The sequence below is a fragment of the Jiangella muralis genome (genome assembly GCF_001270745.1).
Lineage (GTDB): Bacteria > Actinomycetota > Actinomycetes > Jiangellales > Jiangellaceae > Jiangella > Jiangella muralis.
The window spans coordinates 1-25,018 of the sequence record NZ_LFXL01000060.1; the positions used below are offsets into that span (position 1 = coordinate 1).

General features: G+C 68.5%; 18 protein-coding genes and 1 pseudogene. 7 read left to right on the plus strand and 12 right to left on the minus strand.

The genetic code is table 11. The features are described 5' to 3' along the window. Nucleotides 1-190: 190 nt before the first annotated feature. A pseudogene (locus ACW62_RS36060) lies at nucleotides 191-334 on the plus strand (IS5/IS1182 family transposase); the annotation flags it as partial. A gap of 336 nt (nucleotides 335-670) precedes the next feature. On the opposite strand, the gene ACW62_RS31835 reads toward ACW62_RS36060, so the two are convergent. The 8 genes from ACW62_RS31835 to ACW62_RS31870 are packed head-to-tail and all read right to left on the minus strand — an operon-like array spanning nucleotide 671 to nucleotide 12,069. Beyond that, complete coding sequence (locus ACW62_RS31835) at nucleotides 671-1,981, minus strand: FAD-dependent oxidoreductase (protein WP_083460412.1); 1,311 nt, start codon at nucleotides 1,979-1,981, stop codon at nucleotides 671-673. After that, a complete protein-coding gene (locus ACW62_RS33585; protein ID WP_083460413.1) occupies nucleotides 1,978-2,652 on the minus strand; it encodes a helix-turn-helix domain-containing protein in 675 nt (224 codons plus the stop codon). The genes ACW62_RS31835 and ACW62_RS33585 overlap by 4 nt, the downstream gene beginning before the upstream one ends. After that, complete coding sequence (locus tag ACW62_RS31845; RefSeq protein ID WP_053208157.1) at nucleotides 2,582-3,964, minus strand: PKD domain-containing protein; 1,383 nt, start codon at nucleotides 3,962-3,964, stop codon at nucleotides 2,582-2,584. The genes ACW62_RS33585 and ACW62_RS31845 overlap by 71 nt, the downstream gene beginning before the upstream one ends. Continuing rightward, entirely contained in the window at nucleotides 3,961-4,761 is an 801-nt protein-coding gene (locus ACW62_RS31850; RefSeq protein WP_053208158.1) for an ATP-binding cassette domain-containing protein, read from the minus strand. The genes ACW62_RS31845 and ACW62_RS31850 overlap by 4 nt, the downstream gene beginning before the upstream one ends. Further along, entirely contained in the window at nucleotides 4,758-6,755 is a 1,998-nt protein-coding gene (locus ACW62_RS31855) for a dipeptide/oligopeptide/nickel ABC transporter permease/ATP-binding protein (protein ID WP_083460415.1), read from the minus strand. The genes ACW62_RS31850 and ACW62_RS31855 overlap by 4 nt, the downstream gene beginning before the upstream one ends. Next, nucleotides 6,752-7,714, minus strand: coding sequence for an ABC transporter permease (locus ACW62_RS31860; protein ID WP_053208159.1), 963 nt, complete (start codon nucleotides 7,712-7,714; stop codon nucleotides 6,752-6,754). The genes ACW62_RS31855 and ACW62_RS31860 overlap by 4 nt, the downstream gene beginning before the upstream one ends. Nucleotides 7,715-7,760: 46 nt before the next feature. Continuing rightward, nucleotides 7,761-9,335, minus strand: coding sequence for an ABC transporter substrate-binding protein (locus ACW62_RS31865; RefSeq protein ID WP_053208160.1), 1,575 nt, complete (start codon nucleotides 9,333-9,335; stop codon nucleotides 7,761-7,763). A 55-nt stretch (nucleotides 9,336-9,390) separates the two neighbouring features. Continuing rightward, on the minus strand, nucleotides 9,391-12,069 hold the full coding sequence (locus tag ACW62_RS31870; RefSeq protein ID WP_053208161.1) for a family 78 glycoside hydrolase catalytic domain: 2,679 nt from the start codon (nucleotides 12,067-12,069) through the stop codon (nucleotides 9,391-9,393). 257 nt (nucleotides 12,070-12,326) lie between these two features. Here ACW62_RS31870 and ACW62_RS31875 point away from each other — a divergent pair, with 257 nt between their 5' ends. Beyond that, a complete protein-coding gene (locus ACW62_RS31875) occupies nucleotides 12,327-13,211 on the plus strand; it encodes an AraC family transcriptional regulator (RefSeq protein ID WP_157575125.1) in 885 nt (294 codons plus the stop codon). Between the two features lie 507 nt (nucleotides 13,212-13,718). On the opposite strand, the gene ACW62_RS31885 is transcribed toward ACW62_RS31875, so the two are convergent. From ACW62_RS31885 to ACW62_RS31895, 3 genes are all read right to left on the minus strand, one after another. Beyond that, nucleotides 13,719-14,957: an IS110 family RNA-guided transposase gene (locus tag ACW62_RS31885; protein WP_157575128.1), complete on the minus strand. Its 1,239-nt coding sequence runs from the start codon at nucleotides 14,955-14,957 to the stop codon at nucleotides 13,719-13,721. Nucleotides 14,958-15,752: 795 nt separating this feature from the next. Further along, on the minus strand, nucleotides 15,753-17,705 hold the full coding sequence (locus tag ACW62_RS31890; protein ID WP_053208164.1) for an FtsX-like permease family protein: 1,953 nt from the start codon (nucleotides 17,703-17,705) through the stop codon (nucleotides 15,753-15,755). Then, complete coding sequence (locus ACW62_RS31895) at nucleotides 17,702-18,469, minus strand: ABC transporter ATP-binding protein (protein WP_053208165.1); 768 nt, start codon at nucleotides 18,467-18,469, stop codon at nucleotides 17,702-17,704. Before ACW62_RS31895 ends, ACW62_RS31890 begins: the two co-directional genes overlap by 4 nt. 222 nt (nucleotides 18,470-18,691) lie before the next feature. Here ACW62_RS31895 and ACW62_RS31900 point away from each other — a divergent pair, with 222 nt between their 5' ends. The 4 genes from ACW62_RS31900 (at nucleotide 18,692) to ACW62_RS31910 (ending at nucleotide 23,500) form a co-directional block, all read left to right on the plus strand. Further along, nucleotides 18,692-19,864 (plus strand): sensor histidine kinase, encoded by a 1,173-nt coding sequence (locus tag ACW62_RS31900; protein ID WP_205629735.1) that lies wholly within the window; start codon nucleotides 18,692-18,694, stop codon nucleotides 19,862-19,864. Next, nucleotides 19,849-20,550 (plus strand): response regulator, encoded by a 702-nt coding sequence (locus tag ACW62_RS31905; protein ID WP_053208166.1) that lies wholly within the window; start codon nucleotides 19,849-19,851, stop codon nucleotides 20,548-20,550. Before ACW62_RS31900 ends, ACW62_RS31905 begins: the two co-directional genes overlap by 16 nt. A gap of 182 nt (nucleotides 20,551-20,732) precedes the next feature. Next, nucleotides 20,733-20,918 carry a type IV toxin-antitoxin system AbiEi family antitoxin domain-containing protein gene (locus ACW62_RS36705; RefSeq protein WP_420843633.1) on the plus strand — a complete coding sequence of 62 codons (186 nt, stop codon included), beginning with the start codon at nucleotides 20,733-20,735 and terminating at the stop codon, nucleotides 20,916-20,918. 1,043 nt (nucleotides 20,919-21,961) lie between these two features. Then, nucleotides 21,962-23,500, plus strand: coding sequence for a HEAT repeat domain-containing protein (locus ACW62_RS31910; RefSeq protein WP_053208167.1), 1,539 nt, complete (start codon nucleotides 21,962-21,964; stop codon nucleotides 23,498-23,500). A gap of 51 nt (nucleotides 23,501-23,551) precedes the next feature. On the opposite strand, the gene ACW62_RS34935 is transcribed toward ACW62_RS31910, so the two are convergent. Further along, on the minus strand, nucleotides 23,552-23,791 hold the full coding sequence (locus ACW62_RS34935; RefSeq protein ID WP_169792172.1) for a hypothetical protein: 240 nt from the start codon (nucleotides 23,789-23,791) through the stop codon (nucleotides 23,552-23,554). 159 nt (nucleotides 23,792-23,950) lie between these two features. Between ACW62_RS34935 and ACW62_RS31920 the strand changes: the two genes are divergently transcribed. Next, nucleotides 23,951-25,018, plus strand: a 1,068-nt coding sequence (locus ACW62_RS31920; RefSeq protein WP_169792173.1) for a DUF1963 domain-containing protein, incomplete at its 3' end; no start/stop codon positions are given.

The following is a 25,018-nucleotide window of genomic DNA, read 5'->3' on the forward strand; positions in this document are numbered from 1 at the left end:
GACGCCAACCCGCTGGAGGCCACGCTGCTGGGCTTCCGCGACCGCGAGGATCAGCTCACCGACCACACCGACGCCGGCGACCCGGCCGGACTCGGTGTTCGCGGCCTGTGGCACGGGCGAGTTCCATGCGCTGGGCATACGGCATCGTCGTCGTGACCGCGGCCGACGCTGCCGGCGGCGCCGTACCGGTATTCGGCGGCACCGGCGCCGCGGGATCGCTCACACCGTTCCCGAACCAGCCGACCAGCGGGCCGAACGACGTCGGCGTGGGTCGGCCGGCGGTCGCCCGGTCGGGTTCAACAAGACCATCTACAAGCGGCACAACGTCGTCGAACATGGCCGGCAGCTCTGGTGTCGTGCTTGCGAACCAACGACCTCTTCGTCCCGAAGAAGGAAACCCGCCGCTCGACACCTGCTGCGATGCGCATCGCCCCTGGTCGTAGCCCTGTCTGAGTCAGTATCAGCCATCCTCGCCCAGGCTCGCCAACAAGATCATCCCATGAACCTCACATGATCTTGGGAACGGCTCGCCCGTGAATGATCGGAGGCATAGACGCTCACGACCGGGCGAACGAGCGCCGGGCACGGCGACGTGAATGGGTCGCTCAGCGACGGGTGCCTCGGCTCAACATGGCCGCCATCCGAGTAGCCACAGGCCGGCCCTTCCTGCCTATGAGATCGTCGCGCCGCGACGCTGCAGCTCGGCCTTGACCTTTGTGCCGTCGATCGCGCGGGGTGTCGTGCTGGCCTGAACGGACATCCCGGCCGCGACACCTGCGGCTTCACCCATGGCGACACAGTTTCCGGTGACGCGGTAGGAGCCGTGCGCTTCATGTGATCCGGAGATGCAGCGCCCCGCGACCAAGAGATCGTCAACGGATTGCGGAACGAGGCATCGGTACGGCACCTGGTATCTCGGTACGGCCCGGGTCTTCATATGAGTGTCGTCTGGATCGTGGATGTCGACGTTGAACGTCACCTCGCAGACACCGTCGTCGAATGTGCGGCCCTGGAGCAGATCGTTCAGCTCCAGGTAGTACTCCCCGCGGATGCGGCGGGTCTCTCGCACGCCCACCTGCATGGCCGTCGCGATCAGGCGCCCCTCTCCGAGGACATCCCGTGCGGCTGCGAGCAGCACCATGGCAGATTGCACCTGTTGACGTCCTTCGATCACCGCGGAGGTGAGGTCATCAGCGTTGGTGCCGTCGGCACCGTGGATGTGCGTCCACATCATGGCCCGGCTGTCGTCATGTCCGGCGATGGGCACAGGTGCCAGAGAGCGGAATGGGATCCGCGCCAGGGCTTCCGGAGTGTTGTATCGGGCCAGCACGTCATAGGCTTCACCGAATCGCGGCCACGTGATTCCCTGCACCGTGAACTGCAGTGTCATCGGTTGTAGCTGCCCGTCATCGAGCCGGCCCATCTCGTACTCACATCCTGCGTGATGGGCTACGTCGCCATCGCCCGTGCAGTCGATGGTGACGCCGGCGAGGATGGCAGAGCGACCAGACTTGTTCTCCACGACCACGCCGGCGACTCGATCGCCGTCGATGACGGTCGCCACCGCCGAGGTGTAGAACAGGGGACGAACGCCCGCCTCGGCCGTCATCACGTCCAGGACGTACTTCATCGACTCGAAGTCGAATACGTTGGCGATCATCGACACGTCGTCCCAGTTTTGGACCGCCCGCCGGCCACCATGCTGATGCAGCCTGCCGATGATCTCCTCTGGAATTCCGCCCTTGCCGGCCGCGTCGAAGTACGGATTCAGAAGGCCGGCCGTCCAGATTCCACCGAGGCAGCCGTACCGTTCGACGAGCAGGGTGTTCATGCCTGACCGAGCGGCGCCAAGGGCTGCGCCGATCCCTGCCGGCCCGCCACCGACGACGAGGACGTCGACCTCGGCGTACACCGGCAGGTCTCGTGCCGGCTCGCGGACATGCCCGGTGGCGGTTCGAGTGAGCGGAACAGCGCTTCTCATGAGACCTCCGTGTGTTGAGGAGAGTGACGGGCCGAGTCCTCGAGCGTCGTACTGGGCGCTTGTGCTTGGGATCTGACGGCCCGAACTGCTGCGCGTACTCGGGCTGCGTAGTCGCACGCACTGGCAAGTTCGGTCTCCAGGGCGCGCCGGCGCAGTTGGTCATCGTCGATGAGCGTGGCCAGCTCGAGGCCGGACCGTCCGGTCTCCAGTGCGAGGTCCCAGAGTGGGATCCCGGCGTGCAGTGCAGTTATGAGCGCCGCCCGAGCATCTCGCTCGATGTCGGGATGGAACCGGGCGGCGATCAGCAGCCCCACCGCGTCAGCGTGGAGGCTGGTTGCGGTGGCCCGCTGTGCCGGGCTGTCTTCGCCGGCAACCAGATAGCCGACCGTGACCTGGTAGAAGCGGGCGAGCTGCACCAGTGTGTCGATGGACGGCACCCGGTCCCCACGCTCCCATGAGCCAAGCGTGCTGAGAGTAAAACTGCCCCCAGATGCTGCTGCCACAACCTGTGCCAGCGTCAGTCGACGTCGCGACCGCAGCGAACGCAGCCGCCCTCCAACCGCACCGGCGATCCGCGTGTCGACGTCGCCCACAGTGCGATCAGCCCCTTCCCTGACTCTCCACGCGGATCCGCAGCTTGAGGCTGACGTGCTCACCTCGCAGGCCGACACCGCGGACGGTGGCGACGTAGAGGCCGGCCCGGCTGTAGGAGTGGGTGATCTCGCCGTTGGGCGCGATGTCGGTCGTCGCGCCGTCGCCGAACTCGATGGCGGCTCCGACGACGTCGCGTAGCCGGCTCCAGAACTCCACCGGCGTTCCCGGGTGGATCTCTCTGGACGGGCTGTAGTGGACCCAGCCGCGGGGAACGTCGCTTCGCAGGATGGGCTCGTAGACCACAACGGAGATCGCGTCGCGGTCCTCGGCGCCGTCGGCCGTCCGTACGACCAGTTCTTCGGCGAAGTATCCGGGCTTGTCGTACACCACATTGGTGATCGGGCCGTGGACGACTTGACCGTCGTGCAGACGCCACTCGTAGTCAACGATGGCGGCGCCGGGCCTGGCGACGGAGCGGGTGCCGTCGAGGCGATAGGTGTGGCCCGCGAGTGTGTAGCCGAACCCGCCCGCCACGGCGAGCACCGTGTCGGCGTAGGTGCGGAAGTACGACTCGAGATACATCGGGTAGGGGCTGATGGGGCTGCCGCCGCGGAACACGTCGACGTGCAGATGGGGGTCGTCGTGCTGAGACTTGGACCCATCGCAGGTCTGGCCAGTGAGCCCGATGGGTGCGCCGCGGTCGAGCCTTTGGTTCGGTCGCACGCGAGGCCGGATGGTGTCGATGTTCATGTGCGCGTAGCGGACGGCGACGTCGTGCCCGACGTCCAGGAGGACGTAGTTGCTGTCCACTGGTTGCCCGGGCTCGGGTGACTTTCGGACGGTGGCATCAGCGACGGCGAGGACAGGGAGCCGGTCTGGAACGGCGCCGAGGTCCTCGCCGCGGTGGTAGTAGTACGTGTTGAACGGGACTTGGGCTCCCCAGGTGTTCTGGTAGGTGCTGCTGCGCCACCGATAGTTGCCGATCGGGAACACGAGGTCGTCCGGACCCCAGGTAGCGCCGGCTGGCACGGCGGAGAACCGGACAGCCTGGTCGACACCGCTGATCGGCCGGAATTGGCTCGGCGACCGCGCCCAATCTCGGGTGGTTTCGACATAGAGCCGCACGGGGCCGATGGTGGTGGGTCGTTCTCCTGGCCGGCATTTGAGAGTGATGGGTTCACCGTCGATCTCGATCCTGACCTGGGCGGCGACGTAGATCGCCTTGTTAGGCGAGACTCCGGTCCAGAGGTCCGGCTCGGTGTCGTGGCCGACGGCCCGGAGGGTGACGACCACGTCTCCCTCGGGCGCGTGCAGCTGGACGGCCTCACCGACGTTCAGGTCGAACTGGCTGGGCCAGGGTCCGTTGACGAGGAGCTGACGCGCGCTCACGACTGCGCTCCGCTCGGGACGGACGCCTGCGGGACGGCGGCGAGAAGGGCGCGGGTGTAGTCATGGCTGGGTTCGCTGGTGATCTGGTGGGTCGGTCCTTGCTCCACAATGCCGCCTCGCAGGAGTACCGCGGTTCGGTGGGACATGTGGCGGACGACGTCGATGTCGTGGGAGATGAGCAGGTAGCTGAGGTGGAGCTGCTGCTGTAGGTCGAGCAGCAGGTTCAGGATTTGCGCCTGGATGGACAGGTCCAGCGCGCTGGTGGGCTCGTCGCAGACGATGATCTGGGGTTGGTGGATGATGGCGCGGGCGATGGCGATGCGTTGTCGCTGACCGCCTGAGAACTCGGCCGGGTAGCGGCGGACGGTGTCCGGCGGCATGCCGACTCTGGCCAGGCCGTCAGCGACACGGGACTCGGCGGCGGCCCGGCGAAGTCCGTGCACGACGCGCAACGGCTCGGTGAGGGTATGTCCGATCGTGCGCGACGGGTTCAGCGAGCCGTACGGGTCCTGGAAGATCACCTGGATGTGCCCGCTCAGTTCGCGACGTTGACGGGCAGAGGCTTGGGTGACGTCACGCCCCTGGAAGAGGATCTTGCCGCTTGTCGGCGCGACGAGTCCGAGGATCGCGTTGCCGATCGTCGATTTGCCCGAACCGGACTCGCCCACCAGGCCGAGCGTTTCGCCCGTGCCGACGTGCAGGCTGACGTGGTCGACCGCGCGGATCCGGGCATCGCCGCGGCGTCGACCGGGATACTCCACGATCAGGTCTCGGACCTCCAGCAGCGGCTCGGTCACGGCGCCTCCAAGCGTGCGATCTGGTCGTGGTGCAGACAACGGGTGAGGTGTTTCGGTGCGGCCTCGGCCAGGCCGATGGGGGCGGCGCCGCAGTCCGCGGCGGCGAGCGCACATCGTGGCGCGAAGTGGCAACCGGCCGGCCAGGCACCTGGCGCCGGCACGGCACCCGGAACCGCCCGCAGGTGCTCCAATGGAGTCGCCTGATGCGGCGTCGACTGAAGCAGTCCGACCGTGTAGGGGTGTGACGGCGACCTGAACATGGACGCGACATCGCAGGTCTCGACCACCTGGCCGGCGTACATGACGTTCGCCCGGTGGCAGGCCGACCCGACCACGCCCCAGTCGTGGGTGATGAGCAGCACCGCCATCCCGCGTTCGCGTTGTAGCCGCTGCAGCAGTTCGAGGATCTCAGCTTGGACGGTGACATCCAGGGCGGTAGTGGGCTCGTCGGCGATGAGCAGATCCGGGTCCCCCGCGAGTGCCATGGCGAGGGCGACACGCTGGGCCATTCCGCCGGAGAGCTCGTGGGGATAGCTGCTCGCGACCCGGTCGGGATCACGGAGGCTGACGTTCGCCAGCAACTCGAGGGTGTGCGTGCGCGCCGCCGCGCGGGATCCGCCGTGATGCCGGCGCACCAGTTCGCTGACCTGCTGGCCGACGGAGAACACGGGGTCGAGGCTGGCGATCGGGTCTTGAGCGATCATCGCGATGCGCGAACCGCGTAGCTTCTGGATGGTCCGAGGCTGCGCCGACGTGAGGTCGGTGCCGTCGAACCAGATCTGACCGCCGGTGATCTGCGCGCCTGCGGGCAGCAGGCCGAGCACTGCGCTTGCGGTGATCGATTTGCCGCATCCCGATTCCCCGACCAGCCCGACTGTCTCGCCGGCCTCGACGTCGAGGTTGACGTCGTCCACGACGGTGGTCAGCGCTCCATTGACCGGCAGCGCGATCGACACGTGGCGCAGCCTGAGCAAGGCTGTCGGCGTTGGCTCATCACCGGCGGGGACCGAGACTGGTTCGCGGTTCGCCACAGCGGGTGCTCGCCGCGACCGGAAGGCTGTGCGGCCAGTGCGTTCTTCGGTCGCATCGCGCACGGCATCGCCGAGCAGCGCGAACGCCAGGGTCGCGAGGCCCAGGGTCGCTCCGGCCGGCACGAGCAGCCATGGCTGCTGCTGCATCACCGTGCTGGCCTCGACGATCATGCCACCCCAGGTCGGTGTCGGTGGCTGTGCGCCGAACCCGAGGTAGGCCAGGCCGGCGTCGACGAGCAGGGCCGCTCCGCAGAACAGGGAGAACTGCACCAGGATCGGGCCGGTCACTCGGGGGATGACGTGGTGGACGATGATGCGCCTGTTCGGAAGACCGGAGACCTGTGCGGCCGCGATGTACGGCTCGGCCCGGACCGCGAGCGTGACGGCTCGCATGACGCGGGCGAATCCCGGCGCTGCGAGCACGCCGAGGGCGACCATCGCCACGGTCATGTTCCCGCCGAACACAGCGAGGACGACGAGCAGGATGATGAGGCCGGGAATCGCGATCATGATGTCCACGACCCCGGTGATCGCGCGGTCGACCCAGCCACGGTAGAAGCCGGCCGCAAGGCCGCCAACGACGCCGACGACGAGGAAGGTCAACGCGGCGATGGCCGCGTTGAGGAGACTGACCCGGCCGCCGTAGATCAGCCGGCTGAGGACATCTCGCCCCAGCGCGTCAGTGCCGAGGAGGTGCTCAGCGGATGGCCCAGCCAGCACGCTGTCCAAGTCCAGATCGGCCGGGTCGAACGGCGCGACGGCGGGCGCGGCGATCGCGGCGACGACGAGCAGGACGAGGTAGACGAGCGACACGACTGCCAGCGGGCGGCCGAGCGCCGCCCGCCAGGTCCGCCGGCCAGAACGAGGCGAGGCGCCGCCGCCGCCGGTGCCGTCCGCAGCACGCGATGTCTCCGGGTTGGCCGGATCAGTGGCCTGCCGGGTGGTCGATGTGGTGGTCGTCATGGCGTACGCACCTTCGGGTTGAGCCAGCCGTAGGTCAGGTCGACCAGCAGGTTCGTGACGATCACCACCAGGGTGAGTGCAACCACGACACCTTGCACGACGGGCAGGTCGTGTTGGTTGGCGGCTTGGACCGCCAGCCGCCCGATGCCGGGGAGGGCGAACACGTTCTCGATGAAGACCGCGCCGCTGAACAGGCCGATGAACACCAGACCAACGAGCGTCACCACAGGGATGGCGGCGTTGCGCAATGCGTGCCGCCACACGATCGACGCCTCCGATGCGCCGTTGGCGCGCAGCATCCGCACGGAGTCATGTGTCAGCGCGGTGAGCATGGAGTCGCGCGTCTGTTTGGCGAAGGTGGCCGCGCCGGCGACGACCAGCGTGGTGACGGGCAGGACCAGGCTCTCCGCCCAGCCCTGCGGCGAATCGGTGAACGACACGAAGCCCGTCGCGGGTAGCAAACCAAGTGTGACCGCGAAGAGGGCCATGAACAGCAGAGCCAGCCAGAAGTTCGGCAGTGCGGACCCAAGCAGCGACAGCACGTCGACGACTCGGCCCAGCCGCCCGCCGCGGACGGCGCTGACCACGCCGAGCCCCACACCCACAATGGCAGTGGCGAGCGTACCGAGCGCGACCAGCGACAGTGTGACCGGTAGCCGGCTGCTGATCGCCGCAGTGACGTCAAGGCCACTGACGGGTGACGTGCCCAGATCGCCGAGAACCGCGCTAGTGAGCCAGTTCCAATACTGAACCAGCAACGGCTGATCCAGCCCGAGTTCCTGCCGCAGCTGCTGGTACTGCTCCTCGGAGTAGCTACGCCCGACGCTGCCCGACCCGGATCCGAGGATGGTTTCGGCCACGTCACCAGGCGCGAGGGACTGCAGGATGAATGTCAGCAGCGAGATGACGAAGAGCAGCACGGCGGAGATGGCGAGGCGCCGTGTGATGAGTCGGAACATGTTTCTGCCTCCTTCCTCGGTGGTTCACAGTTCCGGGTCGGGGCTCCTAGCCCGCCGGACGGAACTCACTGACAAGAGGCACGCTCGCGAAGTCGACCCAGGGCACCTCCACCACGTCACTGTTGAACAGGACGGACTCACCGTGCAGCACGATCGGGAGGAACCAGGCGAGTTCAGCGACCCGGGCGATGATCTGCTGGTCAAGGTCTGCGCGGGCATCCTCATCGGCGGCAGCGCTCTGCTGGTTCAGATCGACCAGGTCCTGGTCGAGGGTGTCGAAAGCATTGTTGGTCGCGTTGGGCAGCCAGAAGTTCGAGGCCATCCGATACGGAGGCTCGACCCCCCAACCGAGGTACAGCGCTCCGTACCCGCGGTTGGTCGCGTCGTCGCCCTGGTACTGGTCCGGGGGAATGGCATCGATCTTCATCTCGACGCCGATCTCGGAGAGATTGTCTGCGATGGCCTGGGTCAGACGGACATGCTCCTCAGACTGAGGGATCCGGACGGTGAAGGCGAACCCGTCGGCGTACCCGGCGTCGGTGAGCAGCTCGGTGGCACGGTCGGGGTCGTATGGATAAAACGGCTCGTCGTGCCAGCCCGGCTGGCCCGGGGCGGACAGCTGGTCGGTGGGACGGCCGGAATCGCCGACGAGGGCGGTGACGATCTTCTCCCGGTCGACGGCGTAGTTGAGCGCCTGGCGTACCCGTTCGTCGCCCAGAGCCGGCGACGTCTGGCCGGCACGATCGATGAGGTTCAGACCCAGCACGATGGGATAGCCGGGGCCGGTCGCCGCGAGCCCGGCCGCCTTGCCGGCCTCCACGGAGGCGAAGGTGACACGCGCGGCGTCGAGTTGGCCGCTCTGCAACGCTGCGAGTGCTGCGCTCTCCTCGGGCATGTAATGGATGAGGACCTTGTCCCAGACGATGTCATCGGCGTTCCAGTAGGTGGGATCGGGCACCAGCGCGTAGTGGTCGCCGAGGACCGTCTCCGCCGGGTCGAGCATGTACCGGCCTACGCCGTAGGTCTCGGTTGCCAGGACGCTCGGGTCCGCCAGGACGGCAGGATTGATCAGCAAGCCGGGTCCGCCTGGGCTCTGGCTGAACAGCTCCGGCATCAGCGGGTTCGGTTCGGATAGGTGCAGCCGAACCGTCAGCTCATCAACCATCTCGATCTGCGAGATGAGCGCGAGGTGGGGCGCGGACTGGCTGCCGACTGCGGGGTCGCGGCGGTACTCGATGTTGGCCTTGACGGCCTCAGCGGTGACCGGTTCGCCATCGGTGAAGCTGACATCGGGGCGCAGAGCGATCTCGAACGTGGTGTTGCCGGAGCCGACGTAGCCCCAGGAGGTAGCGAGCTGGGGCTCGTAGCTGCCATCCGGCGCCTTGCGGATCAGCATGTCGTAGGTGAGCAGGGTGACGTTCCCGCCGCCTCGCGCGGGATCCAGGGAGTCCGGGGCGCTTGTCCGGTCGTGGTAGCGCAGGATGCGAGCGGCGGCCGGATCGTCGCTGGCGCCGTCAGCGGACGCTCCGGTGTCATTGGAACCGGAGCACGCGCTCAACGCTGCGGCCCCGGCGGTGATCCAGAGGAAGTTCCGTCGCGACAGGTGGGTGTCGTGCGCCATGCTTTCTCTCCTCATCGAGATGGTCATCTCACGCTGACCACGGTGGGCGGTGGGATCAGACCGGTTCTGTCACGGTCGTGTGAGGACGGTCGTGGGTCCATGGCGGCCTGCATCTGTACCGCGTGGTTCCGGGGCGGGCCTCGGCGGTCTGTTCGTCCGGCAGTGTGACGTCCGCGGTGGTGCCAGGCGGGACCGTGACCTCGAGGGTGAACTCGTCATCCTCGAGCTGCCATGCGACCTCGATCCGCCCGTACGGGGAGTCGTGCGCGGCGCGGACCCACTCCAGGCCGGGACCGGGTCGTGGAGCGACGCGGAAACGGCGATAGGCCGGGGATTCGTCCAGGATCTGGATTCCGGCGGTGTAGCGATGCAGGAAGGAGATCACGGCGCCCTTGCTGTAATGGTTCAGCGAGCCGACACCTGCAGGCGCGTCCGGTCTGCCCTGCGCATCCAGCCCGGACCAGTGCTCCCAGACGGTCGTGGCATTCCGGTCGATCATGGTGAGCCAGGACGGTTCGGTGTCTTGGAACAGCAGTTCGTGCGCCACGTCGAGGTGGCCGGCTTCCGCAAGCACGGGCAGCAGGTACGGGGTGGCGAGGAATCCTGTGTTCAGGTGGGTGTCCCGCTCGCGGATCAGGTCGACGAGCCGGGACGCGGCGGCTGGCTGCAGCTCGTCTGGCACAAGGCGGAAGGCAAGGGCGCGTACATAGCTCGCCTGGGTGTCGGGTGTGATGGTGCCGTCGGCGTTGAGGTACTCGGCTTGCCATGCCTGACGGCTGCGGGCGGCCAGGCGCTGGTACCTAATGGCCTCGTCGTCTCGGCCGAGGATGGTGGCGATCTTGGCCAGGAGGTGAGCGGAATGGTGCAGGTAGGCCGTGGCGATACTGCCCGGATCGGCCGCGCGCAGCTCGGTCAGCATCGACTCGACCGGGACCGGCCGTGCCTGTTCCGTGGCTCCGTTAGGTTCCAGCCATTCGCCCCAATGAAATCCGGTGTCCCACAGGAACTGTTCGTGCGGCGCCGGCACCGGTCGAGTTGCGGCGCGGCTGGGGTGTCGGCCGGTGCGAGCCGAACGTGCGGCGTAGTCCACCCATGCGGTCATCGACGCCCACTGATGCTCGAGCAGGTCCCGATCGCCGTTGGCGCGGTAGATCTCCCATGGCACCATCACCGCGGCGTCGCCCCAGCCGGCCGAGCCTGGCGGATGGACGTGGTCCAGGCTCGGGTTCGGAGCGCTGTGCCAGACGACGCCGTCTGGTCGCTGATCGGCCGCGAGGTCGCGCAGCCACTTCGCGGAGAACCCGGCGACGTCGTAGAGGAACGCAGCCGCGGGCACGAAGATCTGCCAGTCGCCGGTCCACCCGGCTCGTTCCCGGGTCGGACAGTCGGTCGGGATGTCACAGGCATTGCCGCGGAAGCTCCACACTGCCGCCTCGTGCAGACGATTGATGCGCTCGTCGTTGCAGAGAAACCACCCGGTGCGGCGCATGTCGGTGTGTACGACTACCCCGGTGACGTCGTCGTCGCCGATACCGTCGACGTCGCCCTCGATGCGCACATACCGGAAACCGTGCGTGGTGTGCCTGGGCTCGAACACAGCGTCCGGGTCGTCGGCCGAGGTCACGACGTCTTGCTGGAACGGCCGGTGGTGCTTCCCATCAGCTCCCGCCAGGTGATGGATCGTCACATCGCCGTCGGGGTCTAGCGCTTCCCCATGCGTGAGGGTCAACGTCGTCCCGGCGGCGCCAAGTTTGGTGAGCCGGATCCATCCATTGATGTTCTGGCCGAGGTCGACGATCAGACGGTCGCGGGCCAGGCGATTTACTGCGGCCGGGCGCAGCTCGTCGACCCGGCGGACCGGCGGTGCCGGTGAACCCGTGAGCCGGGTGAAGTCGAGCGCGCGCGCCTCCGCCGGGCGCCAATGAGTCATGTCGGTTCCGGGCGCGCTCCAGCCAGGTGTCTCCTCGTTGAAATCGGTGATCTGGCCTTCCTGCAGGTTGGCAGCTCGGATGGCGCCGCGGGCGCAACGCCAGGCTGGGCCGGTCCCGATCCGGATCCGCGTCCCATCCCGGTCGTACACATGCAGCTGCGCGAGGAGTGCCACCGGAGCGCGTTGGTTGATCGGGGCCCACTTCAACCAACCGCCGGAGACAACCGCGCCGAGCGCGTTCTCGCCCGGCAGCAGCATTTCGGTGACGTCGTACGTCTGCACCTGCAGGATCGTGGAGTAGCTGGTAAAACCGGGCGTCAGCTCCCGGTCTCCGACGCGGTAGCCGTTGATGAAGAATTCGTAGATGCCCTGCGCGGTGACGTGAAGGCGGGCGCGGCCCACCTGTGGTGCGAGTACGCACGAACCGCGTAGCTGCCACACATCTTGCGGCGACAGCGCTCCCTCGGCAGGTGGACAGATCCATTCGGCGATCCAGTCGTCCGCCCGCAGCAGGCCCATCTCCCACCACGACGGCGTGGACCAAGTGCTTTCCCCGACGTCGGTCCAAACCTTCACCGCCCACTCCACCCGATCCTCGCTGCGCGCCGCCGGCCCGGCATAGGGCACCAGACGGCTCTGATCGGACTCGACGCGTCCGGAGTCCCACGACCCGGCTCGCACCTGGTAGGCCACCTGGACCGCAGCATCGGACGGGAGACGCCATGACAACCGTGGCGCCTGCACGGACACACCCAGGCGCTCGTCGAAGTGTTCGACCCGAAGGTGCGTCGGGGGTGCCGTCATCTACGAACTCCTCGCATACTTGGTGGCGCCGCATTCGGATGTGGGGCGGTCCAGCACCGAAGAACCGGTCGACACCCTCACGTCAGGGACGGGTTTGGCCCGCACGAGACTCCTGGGTGTCCTGCGGCGACACCGGACATTCACCTGGGTGCCGTCTGCCGGTCACCTTGGCGTAGCACTTTCGACTATCGCATGGCAGTTTTGCTCGGCGACACTCATGACTCGCCTAGGATTGTTCCCGAAACACGGGGGTGTGCATGACCCGTCCGCCAACTGCTGAGAGCGCTCGGTTCGAGGACTATGGCCACGGGCTGTCCGCGTTCACCTTCCGGCGCCACGTGGACTCCCAAGGGGAGCCTGACCTGCGCGACTCCGGATTCCATACGCACCTGGAGATCGAGATCCACCTGGTCGAATCCGGTGAGATCACACTGGACTGCGCGGGACTCGAGGTTCGGCTCGTCCCCGGCGATCTGCTGGCCTTCTGGGGCGGGGTGCCGCATCGAGACGTGGATCCGAAACCGCCGCTGACCGTCTACCACGTGGCGCAGGTTCCGATCGTGAACGTCCTGGCGTGGGCGAGCTCAGCGCCGGTACTCGGCCGGTTGCTTGACGGCGAACTGGTGAAGCTGGTCCCGTCGCCTGCGCAGCTAGCCGTGAACGGCCTGGACTTCGCGCGCTGGAGCGCGGACCTGACGACGAAAGACCCACACCTGATGATGTCTGCAGAGATGGAGATGCACGCGCTCCTGCTGAGGCTTCTCCATCACACGCCTGGAGCCGCCGCGACAGCTGGCCCTCGCGTCAACCGCGCTGCGGCGAATGTCGTGGCCAACGCGATCCGATACGTCACGCGACACTTCGGCGAGCACATCACCGTGGACGACGTCGCACGAGCCGTCGGGCGTAACCGCGATCACCTGACGACCACCTTCCAGACCGTATGCGGGATCACCGTCAAGGGGTATGTCGTCCGTCTGCGTCTTGCCGAGGCGCGACGGCTGCTCACTGCAACTGATCTACCCATCAGGGCCGTGGGGCACCGCTCTGGATTCGGTTCGACCGCCAGGCTCTACGAGGCATTTCGTCGTCACTACGGCATGACCCCAGCCATGTACCGACGCCAGGCGCTCACCCGCTGATCCCTATTGTCTGCTCAATGTAGGCAGACAGGGCGTCACACCACGGCCGCATGGGCGTGAGGCCGGACGCTGTCCAGTACGGGTTCCACCCGTTGACGGGGAACGAACGACTTGGGGTGCATCGCAGGAGTCTGACCAGCCTAGCCGACCACAAGGCGTCAGCCCAGGTCAGATGCGACTTGTTCGAAGCTGTCGGCGCCACCATGAGCGTCTGGATCACGCACACCATGACGGATGAGCGTTGCGTCCTCTGGCATATCAACTCGTAGCTCCGCCCGCCTGGAAGCAGAGACGCGGCAGCTCACCAACGGGTCACACAACACACTCTCGAGCCCGTGAGCCGGCAACGACAGTTGCTGCGTGTAGAAGGTCGCCCAGAGCCGGCGACGGTAGGACGGACGCTAGCGGCCCTCGCCTGACGTTCCCACCGGTATGCGGCACCTCTCTGTAGCCCGACGGAATCGAACCCGCGCTACCGCCTTGAGAGACATCCCAGGAGCTCGAGGGTCAAGCGGCGATCGCTTCTTGTCCGGTGTGGTTGGCGTGGTGGTGCGACCAGGCGGTGGCCTCGTCGTAGGGGGTGCGGGTCTTCAGGCATCCGTGCAGGATTCCGACGAGACGGTTCGCGAGTTGGCGCAGGGCCGCGTTGTGCCCGGCGCCGCGAGCACGCTGCTGGTCGTAGTAGCCGCGGGCGCCGGGCGAGGCCTGCAACGCGGAGAAGGCCTGGCTGATCAGCGCGTCGACGAGCCGGTCGTTGTGCACGAATCGGGCCAGCACGGCCTTCTTCTTCCCCGAAGCACGGGTGATCGGTGACGTGCCGGCATAGTTCTTGCGGTTCTTAGCGGTGGTGTAGCGGGCCGGGTCGTCGCCGAACTCGGCAAGCACCCGGGCGCCGAGGATCCGGCCCATGCCCGGCTGGGACAGGATGATCTCAGCGTCCGGGTGCTGACCAAAATTCGCATCGACCTGGCTCTCCAGCACCTTGACCTGCTCGTTCAGCGTGCCCAAGATTGCTGCCGCGGACCGGGTGGTGGCCGCATACGCCGCAGTGATCACCTCGGCGCGGCCCAGGTGCTCACCACGCAGCACCGCCTGGATCCGGGCCGCCTTCTCATCGACGTCACGACGCCGAGCCCGATGGAGCGCCCCACGGATCTGCGCCAGCGTGAGCGCCGCGGCCGATGCCGGGTCCGGCGCCTTGGCCAGCAGCTCCAACGTGTCGGCCGCATCCAGGTCGTCGAAAACCTCCAACGCCGCCGGGAAGTACTCCCGCAGCGCCTGCCGCAACCGCTGCGTGTGCCGGGTGCGTTCCCAGATCAGCGTCTTGTGCGCCCGTGACACCACCTTCACCGCCTCCGCCTCGGCCGTGTCACCGGCAACCGGACGCAACTGGTGAGCATCGGTGCGGACCATGTCGGCCAACATGTGCGCATCCGCCGCGTCGCTCTTCGCACCGGAGACGCTGTGCCGTTCCCGATAGCGCGACACCTGCAACGGGTTGATCGCGAACACCCTGTAACCGGCCGCGATCAGTGCGGCCACCCACGGGCCACGGTCGGTCTCGATACCGACCAGCACCTCCGCCTCGTCGACCTCGTGGCCGAGCTGCTCGGCGATCATGGCGTGCAACCTGGCAACCCCGGCCACACCCTCGGGCAATCTGGCCCTGGCCAGCCGCTGACCGGCCGCGTCCATCACCTCGACATCGTGATGCTCCTCGGCCCAATCATCACCCACGAACAGCACCACTCGCGCTTCTCCCGTCTCGACATCGACCACGCCCGGCAGCACGCGGGAGAACCATCAGCGACCTAATGGATCAGTGCTCACGCCACCAGTCGGCGGGCACGACATCCCATCAGCGATTCATCCTCCCGGCCACCAGCAAGGGCACGATCTCTCAACAGGACTCGACGTCCAGGGCGGAACACAAGTGCTCACCCGCCGGCGGCTACCAGGAGCGAGTCTGCCGGACGGCCGACTCGCCAGCCCCCATTAGGGCGGCGCACCGGCCGCGAGCGCACCCACCCTGACCTGCTGTAACGCGCGCCATGCGGCGGTATGCAGACGAACTTGGACACGTATTCGCCAACGACGGTCGCAGGTGGCCGGACGTCGTCGCTCACCGTCGGACACGTTGAAGCCATCATCGACAGTGAGCGGATCCGATCTGGCAGGCTGCCTGGGACCGCTCGAACCGGAGGGCCGGCGGGTGTCGGTTGTTCTCCTCGATCGGGCTCCATCAGCAGGCACACCGACACCCATTCGTATTCATGGGAGTGGGATGACCGTCGAGTGTGCTGGCGAGAGGAGCACAGATGGGATGCAGCGGCTGCTGCCCATGCGGACGCGGCCAGCGTCCACCGCGCCGATCACGTCGTCCGAGCTGCGCGCCTCGACGATCACCGCCGGACGATGCCTCACGGCGAGGTTAAGCCGGCCCGCAGTTCCTCGTAGCGGCCTGCACCGGGCCGGACACCCTCGATAGCCATACCCCCATCGTCCGAGCGTGCCACAGCCGCGTCTTGAAGGTTTCCGACCTCAGCCGCGGCCTGACGATCTGGCCGGGCGGGCTCCGGCGAGGGCCGCCGCGAGCGCGAGGACGGCGCACGTGACGCCGATCGCCGCCAGCGGCAGCCAGGGAACGGTCATGGCCGGATCGACACCGGTGCCCGCGAGGTCGGCGACGATGGCACGGCGCGTGAGGATGCCGAGGAGGATGGTGGTGAGCCCGCCGAGAGCCAGCCCGGCGCCGGTGATCAGCACCGCTTGCCAGATCGCAGTGCGGCGCAGCTGGTCACCTGTGGCTCCGAGCAGGGCGAGCGTGCGGTGCTGGCGACGTCGTTGGGTCGCGCCGATCAGGGTGGCGTTCACGACGGCGATGGCGGCGTAGAAGCCGGCCGGGCCCAGCAGGATCGTGAGGCCGAGGTTGTTGGCACGCCGGGTCTCGGCGGTGACGGCGTCGATCCACTCGTCGGCGGTCCGGACCTGGCTGCCGGCCAGTCGCTCGGCCAGCGCCGCGCGCACCGCGACCGGGTCTACGCCGGGCTCGAGGACGACGAACAGCTCGCTCGGAGCGGTCCCGGTCAGCTGGCCGGCGACGAGGTCCACGGGAACGAGGAGCTCGCCGTAGAGGTCCGGGGCGTCGTGAACGACGGCGACGATGCGCAGGTCGACCGGCTGGCCGTCGATTCGGGCGGACAGGTGGTCGCCGAGGTCCTTGCCCGAGTCGCTCACCCAGGTCTCGGAGACCGCGACGGCGGTGCCGTGCAGGTCGTCGAGGCTGCCGTCGACCGCCTCCAGCCCGCGGGCGACCGTGGCGGTGGCGACGTCGACGGCGTCGACCTCCTCCTCGCCGTCCGCGAGGGCGACGATGGCGGTGTGACGGGGGTCGGCCAGCCGCACGTCCGGATCGGCGGCGATCGTGGTGACAGCCTCCTGCGCGTGGGCCGGGTCGGTCTGGACGACCAGCGGGGCGTCGAGCCGGGCACGGTCCTGCGCGGAGGTCCAGTCGGCGGTGAAGCTGAGCGAGAGGATCATCGAGCCGGCGATGGCGGAGATCGCGAGCACCGGTGCGGCGACCGACGTGGTGGTACGCACGGCGGCGCGCAGCTCGTCGCGGGCGATCCGGGCCGCGACGTCACGGTCGACGAACGGCCGGCCGAGCAGCGCGGCGAGGCCTGGGATCAGCAGCGAGCCGAAGCACATGATCCCGATCACGACGACCTCGGGCAGCAGGATCGAGGCGACCAGCATGAACAGGGGGTCGCTGTGCTGGGCGAGGACGGCGGCCGCGACCACTCCGGCCAGGCAGATCGTGCCGACGATCCACTGCGGCAGGCTGGGGCGTCCGCGTTCGATGGACGCCTCGCGCAGCGCCGCACTGGGCGAGACCTTGGCGGCACGCCGGGACGAGCGCCAGGCGCCGAGCAACGCGACGACCAAGCCGGTCGGCGCGGCGATGGCCCAGGCCAGCGACGGCGACGCTGCGATGAGGTGCTGGTCGGTGACCCCGACGTGCCGGACCAGAGCCAGGATGGGTGGGACCAGTGGGGTGGCGACCAGGCACCCGGCGACGGACGCCGCGAGCGAGACCGCCAGCGACTCGCCGAGGACGAGACGTCGCACTTGCCGGCCGGTGGCGCCGACGAGGCGGAGCAGTCCGAGTTCACGGCGCCGGGTGGCGATCACGAACCCGAAGGTCGAGCCGACCACGAACAGCGCCATGAACATCGAGACCCCGGACATGATGCCGAACATCGACGTCAGGCCGTCGAGCTGCTCGCGTTGGTCCTGGGTCGCGGCCGGGCCGAGGTGGGCCAGGGTGGCGTCGACCGATCCGATCAGGTTGACGGTGGTCGCGATCAGGACCACGCCGCTGGCCAGCGCGACGAACGCGCCGAGGTATGCCACCCAGGACGTGCGGACGGTCTGCCGGGCGAGCCGGCTTATCGGACCGGTCACGGGGCTGGTGAGCGCGCCGGCGATGCTCATCGCTGCTCCAGCTCGCTCATGCGCTGTGCGATGGCGGTCGCGTCGGCGTGCCGGAGCCGTCCGACGAGCTGGCCGTCGGCGAGGAACAGCGTCTCGTCGGCATACGAGGCGGCGAGGGGGTCGTGGGTCACCATGACCACCGTCTGTCCCCCGTCGGCCAGCGATCGGAGCAGGTCGAGGACGTCGCGGCCGGTGTTGCGGTCAAGCGCGCCGGTGGGCTCGTCGGCGAAGAGCACGTCCGGTCGTCCGTAGAGGGCGCGGGCGATGGCGACGCGCTGCTGCTGCCCGCCGGACAGCGTGGGTGGCCGCCGCCTGGCCAGGTCCCGCAGGCCGACCCGGTCCAGGGCGTCGAGGACAGCCCGGCGGTCGATCCGCAGGCCGGCGAGGCGGGCGGGCAGGGCGACGTTCTCGAATGCCGAGAGCGCGTCGAGGAGGTTGTAGGACTGGAAGACGAAGGCCATGGCGGTGCGCCGGAACTTCGTCAGCGCGGTCCGGCCGAGCCCGCCGAGGTCGGTGCCGCTGATGCTGACCCGGCCGTGCGTGGGCGTGTCCAGCCCGGCCGCGAGCTGCAACAGCGTCGACTTCCCCGAGCCCGAGGGGCCCATGATCGCGGTGTAGGTACCCGCGGCGAACGCGTGGGTGACGCCGCGCAGGGCGTGGACGCTCCCGGCGCGGGACTTGTAGGTGCGGGTCACGTCGTCGAGGGCGACCGCCGGCGCCGCCACGGGCGGCCGGGGCGGCGTGGTGATCGTCGATGTCGTCATGGATCCAGTCCAGCGGCCGCGACGCCGCAACACCCGGGCCCGGACGCGACATTACGGGTAGCGCCGGCGCTACCGTCGGCACCCCAGGCAGCCCCTACGCTGGCCCCCGTGACCCGCCCCGCGACACAGCCCGCTGCGCATCGTGACGCGTGGTCGGCCCTGCGGGGGCGGCCGTGGCGGTTCCTGACGTCGGTCTGGCCCTGGCGATGCCTGGCGTACCTTGTGTCGACCGTCCCGGTCGGACTGGTCGTGCTGGTGGCGCTCTCCGCGGTGATCGGTCTCGGTGCGCTGACCGCGGTCATCGTGGTCGGGCTGCTGCTCCTGACCAGCGTTCCGCTGATCACCACCGTCGTGGCCGAGGTGGAGCGGGCCAGGCTCCGCCTCGTCCTCCCCCTGGCACACTCCACGACGCCGGGCGGCGGGCCGACGGCCACGCCGCGGGAACGGCTGCGCGCCTGGCGGACGCTGCCGATGTCGTGGTCGGAGCTCGGGTACGCCGTCCTGCTCGCCACCGTCCTCTGGGTCGTCGACGCACTCGTGCTGATCCTGGCGATCGCGGTGCCGGGGGTGCTGCTCCTGGCGCCGCTGCTGGTCCGGGTGGACACGATGGACGTCGCCGGGTGGCAGATCGACACCGCGTCCGAGGCCTGGCCGGCGTTCGGTATCGGTCTGGTCGCCGCGGCGACCGTCGCCTATCTGATCACCGCGCTGGCGTGTGGGCAGGCCGCTCTCGCCAGGCTCCTGCTCGACCCCCTCGAAGCCCGGCTGGTCGACGCCGTCAACCAGCTCCGGCGGTCCCGGGCCGGCCTCGTGGACGCGTTCGAGGCCGAACGCCGCCGCATCGAGCGCGACCTGCACGACGGCGCGCAGCAGCGTCTCGTGGCCCTCACCATGACGCTGGGCCAGGCCGAGCTGGAGCTCGACAGAGGACCCGGGCTGGACCTCGTCACGAAGGCACACGGGCTGGCGGAGGAGGCCCTGGCGGAGCTGCGTGCCACCGTCCGCGGCATCCACCCCCAGGTGCTGACTGACCATGGTCTGGCGGCCGCGATCCACGAGCTCGCCGGCCGCTCCCCGGTCCCGGTCGACACCGACCTCCACCTCGATGGCCGCCTCCCCACACCGGTCGAGACGGCCGCGTACTTCGTGGTCAGCGAGGCGCTCACCAACACCGCCCGGCACTCCGGCGCCACAACGGCACAGGTCCACGCATGGGTGACCGGCCAGATGCTGACCGTGACGGTCATCGACGACGGCCGTGGCGGCGCCGAGCCGGCCGACGGGAGCGGCCTCACCGGCCTCACCGCCCGGCTCGAGGCGATCGACGGCACTCTGGAGGTCACCAGCCCGCCCGGCGGGCCCACCACCGTGAGGATGACATGCCCGACGACCTGACCACCCCGGCCGCGACCGGCCGGGCCGCGCTGCGGATCGTGCTGGCCGAGGACTCGGCCCTGCTGCGCGAAGGACTCGCCGGCATCCTGGAGAAGGCCGGCCACCAGCTCCTCGCCGCGGTCGCTGACGCCGACGCCCTGCTGGCCTACACCGCACGGCACGTGCCCGACGTCGTGGTCACCGACATCAGGATGCCGCCCACGCACACCGACGAAGGGCTCCGGGCCGCCGTCGCCATCCGCGCGCGGCATCCCGGCATCGCCATCGTGCTGCTCTCGGCCTACATCGCCGAGGCCTACGTGGCCGACCTGCTCGACTCCACGGCCGCGACCAGCCAGGCAGGCATCGGCTACCTCCTCAAGGACCGCGTCGGACACGTTCGCGAGTTCCTCGACAGCCTCGACCGAGTCGCCCAGGGCGGCACCGTCGTCGACCCCGACGTCGTGCGCCACCTCCTGGCCCGGCGCCGCAACGACGGGCCCCTGACCGCGCTGACCGAACGCGAGCACGAGGTCCTCGCCCTGATGGCCGAGGGCTACACCAACCCCACCATCGCCGCGCGCCTGTTCGTCAGCGAGGCCGCGGTGCGCAAACACGTCGGCAACATCTTCGCCAAGCTCGACCTCGATCCCGACTCCGACCGCCGCGTGACGGCGGTCCTGACCTACCTGCGCGGAAATCGCTGAGCCACGCGCCGGGTGGCGCCCCGCGAGAACGACCTCGGCGCTACCACGGCGCCGCTCATTGCCTCCAGAAGCACCTCCGATCTGCGGGTCCCTGTTGGTCAGCCGCGGACCAAAATCCTCCTCACCCAGGCGTGGGGTGGGTAGGACTTTGGCGACGCTTCATCCTCGCTATGGAGGCAGGCATGGCCGCAAGTACCGGCGCGGCTTTGCCGTCGACGTTCACGTCGGCCGAGGCTCGTGAGCTCGGCCTGACCCGCCGCCAGCTACGATCAATGGTGGAGCGGGGCAACGTCGAGCGCATCGCGCACACGACCACTCCGCGACCTCGGGCGGAAGGGCTGTGTCGAACTCCGAAATGTCGGTATTGATCAACCAGGTCGATCTGTAGATCGCGTCGTCCGGGCACCTGCGCCCCGGTGGCCGCCGCGGCGATGTCGGTGTAGTCGACGTGCAGTTCCAGCGGCCCGACGCCGGCCGGCAGAAGGACGTGGCCGGTGGACTCAGCGCCGGCGAGCGTCTCGAGGACGCCTGGGTCGGTCGCAGCCGCGCTCGTCAGTTGCAGTCCGGCTCCGCCGGCCACGGTGATCTCGTACAGCGTGCCGTCCGCGTCGACCCGGACCGCTCCGACTCGCCGACGATCGAGCTGAGCACCTCGAATGGTTCGACGTCCCGCGAGTCCGACTGGCGCCAGCCCGAACTCGGCCAGGTGATTCCCCTCCGCGTCGCCCAGGTCGACCCACTGCGACCCACAGGCCTCCATCCCGGACGGATACCGCACGAGGGTCACAGTGTCGGTGGTGACGAACCGGATCCCGCTTCCCGGGGGGTTGGTTGCCGAGCGCTTCGGTCACGGCCGGACAGACGTAAGCGCCCCTCACCTGGCGTTTCCGCAGGTGAAGGGCGCTTCCCTGTAGCCCCGACGGGATTCGAACCCGCGCTACCGCCCTTGAGAGAGCGGTCTGCCGCCGCCACGCGGACCGGCTCTGACCTGCTGCAACGTGGACGAAGGGGCGGCGGGCAGGCGAACTTGGACACGTATTCGCCAAACGACGGTCGTAGGTGGCCGGACGTCGCCGCTCACGGTCGGACACGTTGGGGGCGTCGATGGCGGGCGGAACGAGCCGCCGGCAGCGTGCCGGAACCGCCGACACGGACGTCGACCGGAGGGGGCGCTCATGATCGTGGGGCATGCCGAGCCCTGGTCAGTGCGTAGTGGTGGTGTCGGTGAGTGTCCCGGGTCGGTCCGGCCAGCCGCCGTGGGGTTCGTCTTCTTGCTGCTGCAGAACGACGACCTCATCGCCGATCTCGGAGCCGATCTCCTCACCTGGCGCCCTCGACACCCACAGAGCCCGGTGTGACCTGCTGCGGCACTCGGTAGGGATTGCGACGACCGGCACGAGAGGATGAACCCATGATGTCGCTGCCGGAAGCCCGTGAGCTGGCGGTCACGTTGGCATCCAAGGCCATCGACGGTGGCCCCGGCGACTGGCGCAGAGGCGCTGCGCGACTCGAGGCACTCGATGGCCGCTCCTGGCTCCTCCTCGACCAAGCCGCCCGCACCTTCACCTACGCCACAGGGACCCCGGTCAGCGGCGTCCGTGGTTGGCTCAGCACCAGCATCGATGAGCCGACCGGATTCGTCGCCACCATCACCAGCATGCACGTCGACGGCCGATTACGGGAACGGGCAACGCAGGTCCTGGCGACGAAGCGCGCAGTCATCGCGACCTCGGCGCTCACTGTTCGCCTCCTCGACCACGTCCCACAAGTGCGGACAGCCGCTTGGACGAGCCTGCGGCCACAGCTCGACGTCGTCACGGCGGCGGTCGTTCTCGACGTTGTCCTGGCCGGCCGCGGCCGACAGCACGCAGCTAAGGCGGTGAGCGACGTCCAGGGAGCCTTGGTCGCTGGCGTGGGTCCGGATGACCTCGTTCGGATACTCCGCTCAAGCAGCCGACGGAGTGTCCGTCGGTGGGCACATGAGCTCGGCCACCAGTGGAATCTCCTCACCGCAGATCAACTGGTCGACACCGCACGCAACGACCCCGACCAGTGGCTGCGTGCCACCTGCGCCGATTGGCTGATGCACGCCGGTGACCAGAGCCACATCACCCAACTGCTCGACGCCAACAGCGTGGAAGCCCGGCTCGTCGCGCTCACCCGAATGCCGGACGACCAACTCACCGACGAGGCACTCCGTGCACTCCTGACCGATCGCGCACCCAGAGTCCGAGAGCAAGCCCGATGGCGGGCACGCCGACGTGGCCTCGACATCATCGGTCACTACCGCGACCAGCTGGCAACGGCTCCCATCCCACCACGCGTTCGCGCGGCGTGCCTGGACGGCGTCGCCGTCGTCGGCGACGACTCCGACCTGCCCACCTGCATCGAGCACCTCAGCCACCAGAACGCGCGCGTCCGCGCAACGGCCGTCAACGCCATCCTCGGACGCGCGACCAGCGAGGAAGTCGTCAGCCTTCTTGCCCCCGTGCTCCTCGACCCCAGCCCTCGCGTCAGCGTCACCGCCGCTCGAGCCCTGGCTCGATTGGGCGCGCCACCAACCATGGCGAACGAAGCTTGGGCGTCAGAACGCCCGGCCACCAGACGAGCCGCCTGGCGACTGTCACGAGCAAGTGGCGGTTGGCACCGCGTCGAAGCAGACCTCCGCGTGGCTGGCGACCCCGACCCACACCTCGCGTCGCTCGGCCATGCCGGCCTCTCGAACTGGCTTGCCGTCAGCGCCGCGACCACGTGGGACCATCTCTCCGATGAACAGCAGGCCCGGATCGCTGACCTACTCGACGCCGCGGGGATCAACGCCGAGCAATCCCTGATCTTTGCGTTCCACACCGGCATCAAACGCCGGGCCAACGATCCCGACGGAACAGAGGCGCCGGCTCTGGAGGTCACCGCTCGTCGGCGGTGGCTACGGGCAATCCGCCGAGGCTGACCCCGCGGGGCGGGGTCAGCACACCTCGCCAACACCACCAGCGCCGGCGCATCACGAGCCGAGATGCCTAGGACGAGAGCAGTCACTGTCCTCGACATGAGCGAGAAGCGACGGCATGCCGACGGTTTCGGCGAGACCTTGCAGCTTGTCCGCGATATCGCTCAACCTCGCCTGGTTGCGCTCGCGCCGCACAACATCGAGCACGAACCACTTCTGCGCGGGCAGAATCGCGCGGAAGGCGATCAACCCTCCCAGCTCCCGCAGGACGTCTCCGCTGTCGAGCTGGTCCACGGGTGCGGCGATCCTGGTTACAGTCAGACCCATTCCGTCCCTTCCTACGCGAGTACCGGGATCGACAACCGCCGGCTCCCGGGCCCGTTGGTCCATTCGAGCTGGACTCGACCCCGGTACTTCTGGCCACGCGCATCGAGCCCGGCTAGGTTAACGGTCGTGTTCGGAGCAGAACGAGCAGAGCGGACAGACCGGTACGACGAGTTGATGACCCGCCGTGCCGCACTTCGGGAAGAGATCCAGCGACGGATCGACCAACACCACCGGTCGATCATGGAGCAGCTGCCCATCGGTGGGCCCGCACAACCCTTCGGAGGCTCCAACGACGGCATCCTGCTGGGTCGTGACGGAACACTCACCGCAACGATCAGGCTGCGCGATGCGCATGGAGTTGAGACACAGGTCGTCCTTCGCGCCGCGGCCGCCGGCGGTGTCGAAGTCGTTCAGCCCCCCGACAAGGGCTCCGCGCCCGCATCGCCGACCCGGGCATTCGACGAGACCGAAGAACGCATCAGCCACGTGACCGCGATCGCCCGGGAGCATCTGCCCGCCCCAGCGGCAGAGGAGTTCCTAGCCACGCTTCGCCCCGCTTTGAGGCTCGCCCATGCGGGCGAAGGCGACCCCGTGATCGCCCAGCTCGGCGGCTTGCCGACCCTCCCGATCAACTCCTGGCCCGTCTGGGATGGCCACGGCCCGCTCAGCCACGTGCTCAGTTTCGACTGTGCACCGGTCGCGGAATTGCTGCCCGAGCTGGGCATCCCACACAAAGGCCGCCTTGCCTTCTTCTACTTCGACGGCGCATACGACGACTACCAGAGCACCGTCGGCACCTGGGACCCCTCAACAAGCCCTGGATACCGTGTCCTCCATGTGCACCCTGAGAACAGCACCCGGGCGCACATCACCGACGCCGCCACGCCCGCGCCGCCCGGCCTCACTCCCTTCGCGCCCATCGCGCTGACGGCGATACGCACGCTGACCTGGCCGGCGAACGAAACCCCGATGGCACAAGCCGTGTGGATGAAGCACGGCCTCGTGGAAGAGGAAGGCGCGCGCCCGTCAGAACCAGTCCGAGCGCTGTACGACGCGCTCTGGAAGCTGCCCGGCAGCGGATACGACACCCACCAGATCAGCGGCCATCCATGCCCACAGCAGGGGCCAGTCGTGAACCGCCCCGGGATGTCCGGACACTTCGGATCGTGTCTCTACTCGGTCGGGACGAGACGG